General features: G+C 54.8%; 12 protein-coding genes and 1 pseudogene. 2 read left to right on the plus strand and 11 right to left on the minus strand.

Translation table 11 applies throughout. From position 1 onward, the window contains the following. Positions 1 to 151: 151 nt before the first annotated feature. From AC07ED_RS00005 to AC07ED_RS00030, 6 genes and pseudogenes are all read right to left on the minus strand, one after another. A complete protein-coding gene (locus AC07ED_RS00005) occupies positions 152 to 1,537 on the minus strand; it encodes a plasmid recombination protein (RefSeq protein WP_158664610.1) in 1,386 nt (461 codons plus the stop codon). 361 nt (positions 1,538 to 1,898) lie between these two features. After that, positions 1,899 to 3,866 (minus strand): AAA family ATPase, encoded by a 1,968-nt coding sequence (locus AC07ED_RS00010; protein ID WP_105236749.1) that lies wholly within the window; start codon positions 3,864 to 3,866, stop codon positions 1,899 to 1,901. A gap of 103 nt (positions 3,867 to 3,969) precedes the next feature. Then, positions 3,970 to 4,407: a hypothetical protein gene (locus AC07ED_RS00015; RefSeq protein ID WP_105236750.1), complete on the minus strand. Its 438-nt coding sequence runs from the start codon at positions 4,405 to 4,407 to the stop codon at positions 3,970 to 3,972. A gap of 961 nt (positions 4,408 to 5,368) precedes the next feature. After that, positions 5,369 to 6,631, minus strand: coding sequence for a HipA N-terminal domain-containing protein (locus tag AC07ED_RS00020; RefSeq protein WP_158664611.1), 1,263 nt, complete (start codon positions 6,629 to 6,631; stop codon positions 5,369 to 5,371). Between the two features lie 38 nt (positions 6,632 to 6,669). Continuing rightward, on the minus strand, positions 6,670 to 6,921 hold the full coding sequence (locus tag AC07ED_RS00025; RefSeq protein WP_105236752.1) for a helix-turn-helix domain-containing protein: 252 nt from the start codon (positions 6,919 to 6,921) through the stop codon (positions 6,670 to 6,672). Positions 6,922 to 7,788: 867 nt separating this feature from the next. Then, a pseudogene (locus AC07ED_RS00030) lies at positions 7,789 to 8,232 on the minus strand (hypothetical protein). Positions 8,233 to 8,380: 148 nt separating this feature from the next. On the opposite strand from AC07ED_RS00030, the gene AC07ED_RS00035 reads away from it, so the two are divergent. Both AC07ED_RS00035 and AC07ED_RS00040 read left to right on the plus strand, forming a co-directional pair. After that, positions 8,381 to 9,583, plus strand: a complete 1,203-nt coding sequence (locus AC07ED_RS00035; RefSeq protein ID WP_105236753.1) for a Fic family protein — start codon at positions 8,381 to 8,383, stop codon at positions 9,581 to 9,583. A gap of 331 nt (positions 9,584 to 9,914) precedes the next feature. Continuing rightward, positions 9,915 to 10,295: an FCD domain-containing protein gene (locus AC07ED_RS00040; protein ID WP_105236754.1), complete on the plus strand. Its 381-nt coding sequence runs from the start codon at positions 9,915 to 9,917 to the stop codon at positions 10,293 to 10,295. Between the two features lie 150 nt (positions 10,296 to 10,445). On the opposite strand, the gene AC07ED_RS00045 is transcribed toward AC07ED_RS00040, so the two are convergent. From AC07ED_RS00045 to AC07ED_RS00065, 5 genes are read right to left on the minus strand one after another with little or no spacing between them, the layout of a single operon-like run. After that, positions 10,446 to 11,912 (minus strand): aldehyde dehydrogenase, encoded by a 1,467-nt coding sequence (locus AC07ED_RS00045; protein WP_105236755.1) that lies wholly within the window; start codon positions 11,910 to 11,912, stop codon positions 10,446 to 10,448. 10 nt (positions 11,913 to 11,922) lie between these two features. Further along, the gene (locus tag AC07ED_RS00050; protein WP_105236756.1) at positions 11,923 to 12,960 is read right to left on the minus strand and encodes an LLM class flavin-dependent oxidoreductase; all 1,038 of its coding nucleotides are present in this window, start codon (positions 12,958 to 12,960) and stop codon (positions 11,923 to 11,925) included. Position 12,961: 1 nt separating this feature from the next. After that, complete coding sequence (locus AC07ED_RS00055; RefSeq protein ID WP_105236757.1) at positions 12,962 to 13,882, minus strand: flavin reductase family protein; 921 nt, start codon at positions 13,880 to 13,882, stop codon at positions 12,962 to 12,964. Then, the gene (locus tag AC07ED_RS00060) at positions 13,879 to 14,691 is read right to left on the minus strand and encodes an alpha/beta fold hydrolase (protein WP_478241623.1); all 813 of its coding nucleotides are present in this window, start codon (positions 14,689 to 14,691) and stop codon (positions 13,879 to 13,881) included. Before AC07ED_RS00060 ends, AC07ED_RS00055 begins: the two co-directional genes overlap by 4 nt. Further along, positions 14,663 to 15,265 carry an amino acid synthesis family protein gene (locus AC07ED_RS00065; protein ID WP_105236535.1) on the minus strand — a complete coding sequence of 201 codons (603 nt, stop codon included), beginning with the start codon at positions 15,263 to 15,265 and terminating at the stop codon, positions 14,663 to 14,665. Before AC07ED_RS00065 ends, AC07ED_RS00060 begins: the two co-directional genes overlap by 29 nt. Positions 15,266 to 15,307 lie beyond the last annotated feature (42 nt).

Here is a 15,307-nt window from a genome sequence, read left to right on the forward strand (position 1 = left end):
TAAGTGGCCAGATAGTCGCCGCGAGGCGGCGCGACGGACGATTGTCCGAACCAAGCGTCGAGACACAAGTCTAAGCGCAGCTCAAAACGCGTTCTCAGGCCGACTTTTTCAACAAAATCCGCCCATTGTCACCAAGGGAAGGCAACCCCACCTACCTCCCCTTTTCCCAGTCCTCACCTAGCCGCTTCGCCCCTTTCCTCACTTCTTCCTTCACATCGTCGCGTCCGAAGAACCCACGCACTCTCCCGATCATCTGATCGACCCAGAGAGCCTTTTTGCGGGTCACTGCGATGGCCTCTGCCAGAGACGACACAGCCCGTGAGAAGCGTTGCCTGAAGCCATCGGGTAGGTTCTTAAACGGGGCCAAGTCGTCGATTTCCAATCTCTGTTCATCAAGGTCGAAACGGATCGACCCTGCTGTCAGACCATCAACTGCAGCTTCCATCGCACCGACCATTTGGTCTGCCGCTTCTTCCCTCTTCTCCACTTTTTCTTTTCTCTTCTGAACCTCTTCGGCCTCAGCCTTCAGCGCCCGCGCTTTGCTGTCGATCATTTCGGCCCCACGCCTGAGGTTTTCTTCTTTTTCGGATTGAGCGATCCTCTCTTGAGCGAGGCTTTGCTCGCGGGTGAGGATCGCCTTTTCAGCGGCACCCAATGCCTGCTTTCGCAGGGCCATCTGTGCGTCCAGCGCAGTTAATTCCGCTTCTTTCTTTTCCAGCCGCGTCTTATAGATCGCGGCCCTTTTGATTTCCTTTTCTGAGAGCGCACGCTCTCCTTCCAGCTTTGTCAGCAACCGCCGCGCCTTCGCGACAGAAACCTCGATATCTTGCTTCTTCGCTGCCGACGCAGCGATCTCTTTCTGCAGTTTCTCAAGATCCTCAGGCAGCTCCCGATGGAGCTGCTTCACGCTCTTGTTGACCGTCTTAGCGTAAGCAGCCCCTGCCGCGAGACGGTCATATTTTTTGTTTCCGCGTTCGATGAGCGAGCAATACTGCTGCGCAGTCGTAGCAGCGATGTCTTGTAATTCAGACATGATTGTGGGCGTCATCACTTTGGACAACGGTTCCCCCGAGTTGCCGTATCCCCTCAGTTCGAAGTGCGCATGGATCGTCGCTTCATCTCGATGGACCACCAGTCCTTCGAGCCTTGTGTTGAGACGTTCCGCAATACCGGACGCCACAGCCAAGAAGGTTGCGTCCTGATCCTCGACGGACAGTTCCTCGAACCATTGTGCCGCTTGGTGACCGAAGGTAATGATCCCCGCAGTCACGATACATGCGTTGGACTTCATCTTGCGCTTGCGATCCCTGCGCAAACCCTCGACCTCTTCTTTGATCGCTTTGACGGGGCGCGGCGAGATCAGGACGCGGTTTAGATGCACACGCCCCATATCAACATATTGAGGCTGAGGGCCTTGACGATAGTCGTGATGACGCTGTCCATAAGCCTGCGCCTGACTCTTGCCCTTGAGACGGACGGAGATCGCTCGCGGGTTTGCATCGTTGGTTTCTGCGGGGGGATCATATGTGTCTTTCATGCGCAGATGATCCTCGGATTTGCGAAAATCCAAAGCTTCGTCATCACGCTGTCCACAAAATTCGAACACTGCCTACAGATCAGAGCCCTCAGCCCCCCAAAAAGGTCGGATCAGGGGGGGGCATCGCTTAACCTACTAGCCATAAAATTTTTTCGCGGCGCTCGATTTATGGCTATTAGGCGAAGGGTGAAGCCACGCATCCCCCTTTCGAAACCCCCAGCCAAAATGGGCTAACGCGCCCCTTTTGAAACCCCTTTTTCACGGTAATCGCAGTGAAAATCGAATGGCATTTTATGAGTTGCCCGCGAACGATCTGACGGACCTAAGTGCCCGCCAGATCGCCCTCTCCCACCAATACGAATTACGGAAGATCATAGTCCTGACCCTTTACCTTCTGTAGTATCTCATTGAGCGGCGCGCCTTCGATTTTGCGGTTCGCGATCAGGACCTCAGCCAGCAGATGAACAACCTCTTCATTGGCCTCCAGAACCCGTTTGATCCCATCGTAGAGGTCGTTCAGCAGTCCCCGCATTCGGTGCTCTGCCGCATCGTCAATGACCGCTTCATGCCGCCAAACCAAGCCACTTGCACCAAGGCCACTTTGGTTGTCGATGGCAGTGAGTAGCTTCGTCGCAATAGCCAGATCGGATTGCGGCCCGCCGCCTGAGCCGCTCGAGATTTCACCGAGAAACAGCTCTTCCGATGCGCGCCCCGCCAACAAAACGGCGACCTCTCGATGGATGTCTTTCAGGCGATATTCAGAGGGCAGAAGGTCGTAATCTGTCCGCCCTTCCCCGTTGAATTGAACTTCACAGAGGGCGACAGGCTGCCACTCAATCGCGGTCGAAGCCACAGCATGACCGGCTTCGTGATAGGCCACCCGACGATCCGCAGCCGTGCGGATCGACCGCTGTTTGGTCAGGACCGCTTTCAGCTCTTTGACGATGACGGAGAGGTCGTCACTTTCGATGGATGCAAAAGCCAGTCGGATGAACGCCCCCGCCTCTGCCGCGGTCTGACCGTACATCAAATCGACGACCTCATCGACGGCATCGATGTCTCCGAAAGCATCATGAACGACTGCTTTCAGAAGCTCTGCATCTGTATTCGACATCTCTGCTTTGAGATCAAAGCGACCAGGTCGAATGATCGCCGGATCAAGCTGCGTAAGGAAGTTCGTCGCTCCCATAATCACTACGCCCGGCGTGCGCTTCAGACGATCGACGGAAGTCAGGAAGCCGTTGATGAGACCTGTGACGTAGGCAGTTCCTCGACCATTGTCGATCAGGCGCGTGCCGAAGCTGTCGATCTCATCGATGAAAAAAACACACGGAGCCGCCTCGATGGCTTCATCGACGCTCTCTTTCATACGCTGCAAAATGAGATTGAAGGCACCTACCCCTTCAAAGTCAGCGACGCTGAAAGCGTGCAGCGGCACCCCTGCATCGACCGCCACTTGTCTCGCAAGGTGGGTCTTACCCGTCCCTGGCGGTCCATAGAGCAGAAGCGACGATGGCACCCGCTTCCAATCGCCGTGTCCCTCTTTGAACTGTTTTAGACTGCTGACCAGGCGCCGCGCATAGGTCTGAGCCTGCCCAACGCCTGCGATGCCTTTGTGTTGTTTTGCATCGTTGTTGGCCGCCCCATTCGTCACGTCGGGGATCATTGTCCCGAGTGAGGTCAGGTAACGCTCCAGCGTCTCGATATTCTCACTGCGCAGCGCCAGAACCATCGCTGTTGGGTCTGCTGCTCGTAGATGGTCATCCGCTGGCAGCACCTTTTGAACGCGCTCTAGATCATAGTGAATGTTCCATTCTTTGAGGGTATCAAGCACCACCATCAGGATCTCCCGATCAAAGGGCGGCACTTTGATTGACGCAGGCATCAGCCCTCGGAACTGCTCTGGAAAGACCATCTTTGGGAAGCCCACCAAAATAAAGCCGCACTGGCGATCCAGAGCTTCGAAATAGTGGTCTCTAACAATGCGTTCTGCGGGGCGGTAGGCATTCACACTCCGCTCTAGACTGACAACACTGAGCGGCTCGGGGTGCGCCATTGACGTCAGAACCTTGCGAAAAATACCGCAGTAATCGCTGATCAAATATTCCTTCTCAACTTCGAGCACCGTCACCGCGCCAGATTGAAAAGCGGGACGCAGAACGTCCATCGACTGCAAGCCTTTCGCAAGACAGGCCAGCGCTAGGAGAGGACGATCGGGCCGCTTCAAAATGCTGGTGCGGTCGAGTTCCAGACCGAGGGGGTCTTCAGCAAAAAAGAAACCACAGAGTTCTTCAAATAGAGGTCGCCACGTGGGAGAAATGGAGGTCATGAAAGCACCTGAAAGACAGTGGAATTGGGTCCCCGCGACCAGTGCCGCGAAGAAGTCAAATCTTTGAAAGGAAAAAGACGGATCAAGCCGTCAGAGACGCCCGCTATGCGCAGGCTTCAATACAGGTCTCTGCTGCCTCGAATGCGTCGGTAATGATCTTCTCCAGATCATCTGAAACACTATCCTCGATCAGCATCTCTGCCTTCTCGGCGAAGGTTTGGGATGAGGCCTCGGATGTACCCAGCCACGCCTCAGCGAGATTGCCATAAAGTGCCGCAAGCGCCTTCAGTTCAACTGACTGCGGCTGCTCCTCAGACCGATGCGAAAATTTTGGCGCAAGGTCCACATGGTGCTCGCGGATATCCATAACGCGGTACTGAAATTCTTCGATCAAGGATGGTGATTTTACAGCGACTAGACACCGCTGAAGGTCGATCAACTCCTGCAACCGAACCGGCAAATGGCGCAGGATGCCGATATGAAGCGCGGACGTACACGCTTGGTTCCCCGATCGGGAACTGATATGACTTTTTGGCGTCATGATGATCTCCTCGATAGATCGTTTCTGGCACGACCCACCGAAGAGGTGCGACTCTTTGGTGGGTCAACTACGACGCCAAATCTCCAAAGATTCAGAAATACTGCGTCCATGTAGCCTCCGTGGCATTAAGTCAGGGAGGACTGTCTCATCATAAATGACACACGGAAAATTTCAAAGCACATTTTAGATATTATTTGTTTAATTTCAATAACTTATAGAAATTTTTTCGCATCGGATGCGATCCGCATTCTGGGAGAATTTTCAAACACTTATAGAAAATTTAATCATTTTTTCGCAAATTTTTGATAATTTGATCAAATTCCTTAACTACAGTCTTTTGACGTAAACTTAATACTTCAAGTAGAGTCTCCCACACTTCACTTACGGACGAGCTGACCTTGATTCGCCAATCGGCAAAGGCGAAGAGCTATAATCCGAACCGACGACCACGGCAGTGGAATACCGCCGAACAATGCTGGCATATCGGTTGTCTTAGCCGCAGCCGTCAGAAGGAGCTATGTCCGGTCTAGGGGAATCTATCTCGTGCCCTTCTCTGAACCACCATGGGCCGACAGTGTCGCCGATACAGGATCCGTAAAGGTCTGAAGAACCAATCGCGCAATGGTTTTTTGTTCTCATAAGCCAAGTTTGCACAGTCTATCGCGGTTGATTGGTTTTTCTATCGAACTGTTTTAGGCTAAATTTTCGCACACTCGCATTGCGTCAACCCTTCGGCCCCTTTAGCTCTACCTTCGGTAGCAGACAGCGAGGCTTCCGTTAGGTCGCTGCTACAAGCGCACCCTTTAAGGTCGGGATATCACGGTAAGGCGCACTCGCATGAAGATTGGCTCCCTTCGGGGGGCCTTTTTCGTTATTTAACGTTCCGTCGGGGTAGCGAGCTTAACCCCAATTCGGGCTCTAAAAATCCCGATCCTCAGACTAAATCATCACCCTTATATACTCATAACCATGACTGTTTCCACAGCGCTTCCCTTCGCTTCAAAGCCGCATTTTTCACTTTCTCAAGAGCATTCATCGCAGGCGCCGAGGGAATACGCTGAGCGGCTCTCATAAAAGCCCGATCAAGATCATTGAGGACCATCTTCATCAGTGCCATCGCCCGCACTTTGGACATCCCACCGATGACGGCGGACTCCACAAAATGGCGACCCTCGATGTGATTAAATCGAACTTCGCCCACTCGACCGACCGGCATCGCGAACGTCACATGTTCTGCTGTGATAGCGCCCGCATCAAAGAGCGGCTGATCAGACCTTACGCCGCAAAACGGAGCGAGCCGAAAACCACCACCGGGATAGAGAAAAACGTTGATTTTTCGCACAGTTTTACGTGTCACACCGAGAAGGTAAAACAGAAGCGCCGCCTTGAAGAAATTTTCTTGATCCTCGATAGGGAAATCACTGCCCCCCAAAAACTTCAGGATGTCCGACACCCCTACCCCATCGGCATCACCCACTCCCAAGGCCTGCCCGACGTGCTCCATCGGCAAGCGGATGACTCGGCCATCGGGTGTTTTTTGGCGATCAAATCGCTCAATCATCAGAACTTTTAACTGATCAAATGTCATCAAGCGGCTCTTATTCACGGACAGCCCGCAGGCTTCCATCACGGCCCCACAAATCAACTTATTTTCAAGGCTATGATCGCCTTTCGCTCCGTAGGTTTGTGTCTGATCTGGCACCTTTACAATGTGGGTCGACGGGATCGCACGACTTGGCTTCGAACTCTTACCATCGAGCCATGTCAGAGCAATCTTCGAAGGCGTGCCAGGCAGCGACGCTCTAATCCCACCCTCCGTTCGCGCACCGAGCGGACAATGATCCAGATCGCTTAGAATGCCCTTCAACTCACCGGGCCCAAAGCTGGCCCCTTTCCCCGCTCCCACATCCTTAATTTTCGCATCACTGATAGCCGAAAATTGCAGAGCCCCGGAGCAATCCGCCCCGATCTCACGGAGCAGATCGAGTGTATCGGCATCCGCAAGGCACAGCTCTCTCGCAATTGCATCTCGCTTCGTCTCCGAACTCGGCAACAGCCCATCGAACACTGCCTGAACCTTTGCACCCCGATATACAGCCTCCCTCAGCGGCAAGGACAGCGAAACAGGGATGGCATGCTCCCAGCTCAACCATCCTGCCCCGTACTGAAACCAAAAGAGCCCATCAGAAGAGCGACCTAGAGCACCCACCTCTCGGCCGTTCATCAAGACGCAGATTGGCTCATACGTCGGCCGCCGACCCATCAGAAAATATCCGCGAGATCAGTCGCCGCGCCCTTCGATCGGGGCGTCACCCTCATCTCGAGATCGAGGGCCGCTAAGATCGCAAAAATCGTCTCAGCTCTTGCTGACGTATCATCCGTCTCAATCAGCGAAACCGTCGACTGTCGGATCCCTGCCAGCTCCGCCAATTGCCCCTGCGACCAGCCCCGCTGTTTGCGCGCGCGCTGAATCAGGGCCCCAAGTTGTCTCGTGTTACGCGCCATTTCATTCATGATGGGATGATAACACGGTCAGAATAAGAATAAAATATCTGAAATACCAGATAATTTAATTTATTCGGTAAGACGTATAAAAATAATCAAAATACCGATTTTGAGAGGTTTTTTGTAACGCCGCAGCATCTTGTAACGCTCCCCCAAAACCCCCTGTAACAAGATAAGTAACTGAAACTAAATAATATTAGGTCGAGTGTAACGCTTGTAACGCTGTAACGGGGGTAAGTGTGTTTATGTGTGCGTGCCCGCATGCCTGCGTGTGTGCGCCTACGCGTATGCGTGCGCGTGTGCGCAGGCATACGTGCATAAGTATTTTAATTTATAATTTTCCGTTACACATAGATAAATTCTCTTTTTTAGGCTTTAATTTCAATATGTTACGATGTAACGCGGAGCTGTAACAGAGCGTAACAAGCGTTACACAATTGATTTTAAAAGGATTTTTAAGAGCCGGCATTATGCGTGAACGTCTCAAAATCGACCAAGAAGTTAAATTTCTTTATTTATTTCAAAGCTGTAACGCTTTTTGAGCCCTCGGCGCGACCAAGGACGATAACGCGAGCGCTCTGAGAAAACCTCACTCAACCCAAGGGATACATATCAGGCGCACCCACAGAGGCACGGAGAGGCGCCCTACAGCGCCAAGTCAAGCCAATTCCACTAAGTAGTGCCAAAAATCATTATACGCATGAGAAGGGCTAAAATCGGCCTCTACGTCGATCCTAGATTTTTCAGCGCAAATCCCCGCGGATGTGGGGAACAATCTTCGTTCTCCGACATAAACCCATTTCGAACTAGTTGACCCCCGCAGAGGCATTGCCAACTTAATTAACAAGCGACCGACCTTGGCCGGGCATGCGTCTGTCAGGCAGGCATTTCGAGAGCGTAACCGTCCCAGACGCCGAAAACATCGATTCTGGCGTGGCAATATGAAACGGTGGAGAGTTGGTAGCGACGACGTCGAAAAGCAGTGTTGACTTGATCGTGAGTGGCAAGGGTCCTTTGTGCTTGCTTTGGCGATTTGAAGCCTCCCATGATCTTTTCACGCTTTCGGGCAGGTCAGTTTGAAATAGCTCCTCAGCTTATCCGTGATCACTACACGTGGTTCACCAAATTGCGAAAAGGCCACAAAAGCGGTTGATCCATTGTAGGATCGTTTCCGGGCTAGCTCTCAAACCTCGTTCAGCGAGCATAACTTCAACGCCAGCGGTGCTGGCCGCAAAGCATGGTAGACTGGTCGGCATAGGCGATGCCGTCGCGCGGAAAACGAAAACCCTTCAGGCGGGGCATTTTGGGCGGTATCTTCAGGCGTGAGCGGGAACCAGCACAAAATGCGCTAACAAGTTGGCAATGCCACCGGCACCTATGATCGGCAATCCATATCGGCAAATTCTTTCAATTTTCGTATGGCAATCCTTGTAATACAAGGGCATTTCACACAGAGAAGATCGGCAAAATGTTGCAAACACCCGGCAGAATCGAACCGTGTTTCTTCGAGGAACACATCCCCGCCGAATTGGCGGACCTATCGGTCGACATCCAGAGGGAAGCGTCCCAGTTGGGACAAGGGTTGCACCCGGACAGCGCGGCGGAACTCGCGGACCTCGTCCGCGTGATGAACTGCTATTACTCGAATCTGATCGAAGGCCACAACACACGCCCACGAGATATAGAGCGCGCGCTCGCCGGAGCCGAGCTCGAAGAGGAGACCCGCCCGCTTGCTTTGGAAGCGCGAGCCCATGTCATCGTCCAAAGAGCAATCGACGAGATGCATCGGGCTGGAACTCTACCTCGGCCCACATCGGTTGAATTTCTCACATGGGTGCATAAAGCGTTCTACGACGAAATGCCTGACGAATTTCGGGTGATCGAGCATCCCGATGGATCCAAGGAACCGATTATTCCAGGGCACATGCGTCAAGAGGGCGACAAGGAAGTCGCAGTGGGGCGCCATTTTCCCCCTTCTTCGTCGCGTGTCGCGGCCTTCATGGATCACTTCGATAAGCGGTTTCAGATCGCCGCGCGCTCCTCAAGCGGGCGGATCTTTGCGATCGCTTCAGCGCATCATCGACTGAATTACATCCACCCATTCCCGGACGGTAACGGGCGCGTCAGCCGCCTGATGTCACACGCCATGGCTCTCACGGCAGGGATTGGAGGCCAAGGCCTGTGGTCGGTTTCCCGTGGGCTTGCGCGCGGATTGGCAGATCGCGGGGAGTACAAACGCATGATGGATCTCGCGGACAGCCCGCGACGTGGAGACCGCGGCGGGGTCGGCAACCTGTCCGAAGCCGCCTTGAAGACGTTCTGCGAATGGTTCCTGAAGGTCTCGCTGGATCAAATTACGTTTTCCGCAAAGCTGTTTGACCTTTCTGGGCTGGAAAAGCGCTACCGGCGCCTTGTCGAGGACACCATCGATGACACACGCGCGCCGGATCTGATCTCTGCCGTGCTTCGACATGGCAGGCTTGGGCGTGGCGATGCGCAGATCGTTCTCAAGGCGTCTGAGCGCACCGCGCGAAATACGCTTAGCAAATTGGCTTCCGCCGGGTATCTCACCTCCGCGTCTCCGAAAACCCCTGTAAGACTGGCGTTTCCTTTGGATTACCGCGAACGGCTGTTCCCCAACCTGTTCGCCGATGGAGATTTGCCGGAATGACAATGGTCAAAAGTTTGCCTTGATCGCCTCTCAAGCGGTTCGGTGAAAAACCAATAGATCACAGAGTACGGATAACCGTTGGGAGATACGGGCATGGATGATGGGATCCGCCTGACAGATCTGTACTGGCTTCCGGAGGGACAGATAATTTGGCAATACCACTGCAAGAATTACGAGGCGCCGATCACCCAAGATATACCGCAAGGCTTCCAATAGATCGCGCATTCCAGCGTCCAATCGATCCATAATCCGAGCAACAATTCGTCGTTCTGCGGCGACAAGGGAGGCCTCGCCACGGAGATCGTTGCAGATACCGGAGGGCACAACTGAAATGTTGGATAACCTATTGCCTCTACGATTGCTGATAGAAGGAGAAGCCGCAATGTTGGCGGCAAATTCAGACGCAAGGTCTGAGGTCGCGAACACGCTCAGCGGGATCAATGCCGAAAAGCCACAGATGGCAAAAAGACAGGACCTGAAGGGGTATCTAAATGCCAACCAGCGGTCTCACGTCACCCTCTATGCTGTGACCAACAATCCTGAACTGCTCAATATGATTGACTTTCTTTGGATTTGGTATGGTCCATTGATGAACACGGTGCGTAGCGACATTCTATCAAGAACGGGCGCAAACCATAACTGGTCGACCAAACCGTCGCCTCGCTGCATGCCGATCTCACAGATGCATCTCAAGCAATCAGATCGACGTTAAGCTAAAAAAGAACTCTAAAAACGATCAATATATCTTCAATGCAAGGATATCGAATGTGCCACCGTAGGTACTAACGTCGTGAGTTAGTATAAGACAAAGGCAAGAGGTCTTCATCAAGAAGCGCCATGGACGACAAATCAAAATCAACCATCACCGCATCACGAACGGATCAGGAATTGAGTCGTCGCTGGTGCGGAGCCAGACTGCCTTGGTTGTTGTGTAGTCCAATGCCGCTTCGATCCCGCCTTCTCGACCATGCCCGCTGAGCCCATGCCCACCGAAAGGGGCCATCGGGCTAACGGCGCGGTAGGTGTTGACCCAGACGATACCTGACCGAATGCCGCGGATCATGCGGTGGGCGCGGGTGAGGTTCTGAGTAAACACCCCTGCCCCGAGGCCGAATTTAGTGTCATTCGCGATGGCGAGCGCTTCGGCTTCGGTGTCGAACCCAATGACGGAGAGGACAGGCCCAAAGAATTCGTTGCTAAGGCAGGGCGCGTCTTTGGCGTCTGAACAGTCGATGATCGTGGGCGGGAAATAGTTTCCTTCGCGGTTGAGCGGAGCACCGCCCGTCAGTACCGTCGCCCCACAGTCAACAGACAGTTTGATCAAGTCGACTGCCGTTTCGATTTGGCACGCGGAACAAAGCGGGCCGACTTCCGTTTCCATTTTGTCAGGCGCGCCGATAACGACAGCCTCAGCCTTTTGCTTGAGGCGGGCGAGGAAAGTGTCTTTGATCGCGTTGTGCACGATGAGGCGCGAACCTGCGACGCAGCTTTGCCCCGTGGCTGCGAAAATTCCCGATACCTGCGCATTCACCGCGCTTTCGATATCCGCATCGTCGAACACAATGAACGGCGATTTTCCACCAAGTTCGAGAGAGGTAGAAGCGAGATTTTCCGCCGAATTTCGCACGATCTGGCGTGCCGTGGACGGACCGCCCGTAAAGGCAACGTGGGCGACCTTAGGATGCCCGGTCAGCACTGCGCCGCATTCAGCGCCAAAACCCGTGATGACGTTCAAAACGCCTTTGGGGAACCCTGCCTGATCAAAGATCCGCGCGAATTCGAGCAAGGGGGCGGGGCCTTCCTCGGACGCTTTGAGCACCACTGTACAGCCAGCCGCCAAGGCAGGGCCGATCTTGACCGCAGACAGGAAGAGTTGCGAGTTCCAAGGGACAATTGCAGCGACAACGCCGATGGGTTCGCGGCGGAGCCAGACCTCCATATCGGGTTTGTCGATGGGGAGGTGCGCGCCTTCGATCTTATCGGCAAGGCCCGCATAATACCGATAATAATCAGCCACATAAGCGATCTGCGCCGATGTTTCGCGGATGATCTTACCTGTGTCTTTGGTCTCTAGTTCCGCCAACTTCGGCGCGTTTTCAGCAATCAAATCGGCCAGTCGATACAGAAGTTTACCCCGTGCCGTTGCGGTCATCAGCGACCACTCGGGCGATAGGAATGCAGCATGAGCAGCCTCGACAGCGCGGTTCACATCGGCTGTGCGGGCCTCTGGCATGGTGGCCCAAACCGCGTTTGTCGACGGATCAAGACTGTCGAACCGCGCGGACCCATCATCAAACGCACCGCCTATATATTGCTGAAACTGCTGCATGTGTCGTCCTTTAGGCAAATGCGGGCATTACGTCCTGAATGAACCGCTGGAGTGAGGCCTTCTTCCGTTCAAAGCTCATCCCGCTGTCAATCCAGAGCGAGTATTCATCATAGCCCATGTCCTCGTAGCCTTTGATCCGCGCAATGGCGTCGTCAGCCGTGGCGATGACGTTGTCACGCAGCATGGCTTCGGGTGTGTAGAACGGATGGGCGGCGATATCCTCGTCCGACAGGGTTTCAATTAGGCCCTGCGATACAGGGCGTTCGTTTTTGAACCATGCCCCGAAATAGCAGTAGAACCTATTGATTTCTTCTGCCGCTTGCTGCGCGTCGGCGGCGTCAGATGCGATGTAGGTGTGGTTCAACAGCATGATGTTTGGGCGCGGCATCTCTGGGAATTTCTCGCACGCCGCGTTGAAGGTATCCATCAGTTTGATGATCTCTGCCTCACCCTGCCAGAGCGGTGTAACCTGCACGTGGCAGCCGTTCGATACGGCGAATTCATGGCTGTTCGGGTCACGGGCCGCGATCCAGATCGGCGGGCCGTCCTTTTGAACGGGTTTGGGCGAGGATGTCGTTGCGGGGAAGGAATGGAACTGCCCCTCTTGGGCATAGTCGCCTTTCCACAGGCCCTTAATCGCGGGCACCAACTCGCGCATCCGTAGGCCTGCTTCCCACGCGTCCATGCCTGGCATCATGCGTTCGTATTCGTAACTGTAGGCCCCGCGCGCAATACCGAGTTCCAGCCGCCCATCGACGATCATGTCGGTCATCGCCGCTTCGCCAGCGAGGCGGATCGGATGCCAAAACGGGGCAATCACGGTGCCCGTGCCAAGGCGTACATTCTTGGTCTGCCGCGCGAGATCGATCAGGTTTAGAAACGGGTTCGGCGAAATGGTGAAATCCATGCCGTGGTGTTCACCCGTCCAGACTGCGTGCATACCGCCTTCGTCGGCCATTTTCGCCAGCTCAACGAACTGATCATAAAGCTCTTTCTGGTCCTGATCAGACGAAACGCGCTCCATATGAACGAATAACGAAAACCGCATTTTATTGTCTCCCGTGGGAAATAGGGCGGACCTCGCCGCTCTTTGTGTCGCCGTAATAAATGCCGTAGGTGCCCAGCTGCGCCTCTGCCCCAAAACGGCGGAGCATGGTGACAATCGCTGGGTCGCTGACCTTGGCCAATGTGTCCTCGGTCAAAGGGATAAACTGGCCCTGCTGCGGGGTCTCATCACCTGTTTGGCAGAGAAAACAGATGTGCTGACGTTTGCGGTCGCTGTCGTCGAACACGGAGTAAAGGAACGATGGCTGAGCATCGACGCCGACAGTGTCGAACAATCCACGCAGGGTGGCGGAGGCACCATGATCTTTGGCGGCGCGTTCAGGCAGTGTCAGCCCCCCCTTACCGTCGTCGATCAAAAGGACCGTACCGTCCCGTTCAATCAGCGCAGAAACGATCAGGTTACCGCTATGCTCGAGCGCCTCGGCGGCAGTGGACGGTGTGACATAGGCACCCCGCGCATAGCCAAGGCCAGAGGTGGTATTGGCGTCAAAGGCTTTGACCTCACCGATCAGAATGACGTGGTCGCCAGCTTCGACGGTTTTGTGCATTGTGCAATCGAACCACGCGCTGACATTGGCCAAGATTGGGCTGCCGTTCGGACCATCGCGCCATTCCACCTCGGCAAAGCGGTCCTCAACGCGGCTGGCAAAGGTGTTCGACAGCGCGATCTGCGTTTCTGCCAGAATGTTCACGGCAAAGCCTTGTGCGCCGATAAAAGCATCGTAGTTCTTCGACGAATTCGCGAGGCAGACCAGCACCAGTGGCGGGTCCAGCGACACAGAGGTGAAGGAGTTCGCGGTAAAGCCTAAGGGCGTGCCGTTGCCGTCCTTCGACGTGACCACGGTCACGCCGGTCATAAAGGTGCCAAAGGCATTGCGCAGGGCACGAGGATCTATGTCGGTCATTGCAGCTCCTTTTGGCTGACAGCGGCGCGGAGCCAATCTAGCAGATGGGCGCTCACCTCATCAGCGGCGGTCAGATTAACCATGTGGCGATGCCCTTGAATGATCACGGCCCGACCGTTTTGGGCCAGATCAGCCATGGCCTGAGACATCGCGGGTGTTGAATTGGGGTCGCCATCGCCCGTCAATGCAAGGAAAGGGCATTCGATCTGTGAAATGCGGTCGGCATAGGTCGCATCGCCATGCGCGAAGGCTGTATATGCAGTTGCATATCCATCAAGGCCCACAGCGGAGAGCCACCCTTTGACCTGCGCTCGCGCAGCTTGATCGGCAGCACTATCGCCAAACCAACGATCAAGCGGCGTCTGTAGGTCGATTGCTCCATCCCGAAGGCTCTCCGCCCGTGCGATAACGGCATCTCGCGCTGCGGCATCGCGTTTAAAAACGCCGTTCAGCAGTGCAACGCGGGTCACATGCTCTGGGTGTTCAATCGCAAACCCAACTGCGATCAATGCCCCCATCGAATGCCCTGCAATCGCAACGGGACCCAGTCCCAATGCCTGCACCACCTCGGCGCACCACGCCACATAATCGGCCAAGGTGCTGCCCTCGGGCAACGGATCGCTTCCGCCGTGACCCGGCATATCGACCGCAAGCACACGATGGCCTTTGGCGAGCGCATCAATCTGCGGACCCCAAGACGCGGACTGCATCCCGACGCCATGGATCAGAACCACAGGATCGCCCGCGCCATGATCGCGCAGGGCAACCGTGCGGCCTGACTTAGACAGCCGCAGGGTTGTCGACGTCATGGCCCAACTCCTTGAGGTCTTGGTAACGGTCACCAATGCGGTGATGCGGACGACCACCGATAGAGGCCCCCAATGCGATCAGGATTTCATCCGCCGCAGGGGCATCGCAAACCGAAGTTTGGATCGTCAGATAATGCGACCGACGCCCGCCATCGTTTTTGTCCATCAGGGGGATCAGCAACGGCGCATTGGCCGGACCGCGGGTGTTGCAGAACGACAGGTAGGATTTCGCGCCAACCGCGTTGCGGTAGTGGTTCCCAAAGTGCAGCGTGTGGATCAGCGCCGAGGCATGTTCGACCTCACCGTTCAGACCAACGATGGCGGCTTTACCGTAGCCTTCGACTTTATCGCCGCCACCTGCCGCGTCGATGATCATCTTGGTCAGCAGTTCACCCAAACCCGGTGCGCAATCGCGGATCGCAGGCGCGAGATCTTCAACAAAGCCCTGCCCCGCCCAAGGGTTCCGAATGACGGCCATCGCCGCGATGAGGGTCAAAGGACGCTCTGCCGCCTTACCGCCTTCGATCAGCGTATTTTCGACGTGGAGGAGCGTTTTTCTGATTTCGGCAGGCACGGCAGATTCCTTATTCGAGGGTGTTGGAGAATTTATGGTATA

The sequence above is a fragment of the Aestuarium zhoushanense genome (genome assembly GCF_056431045.1).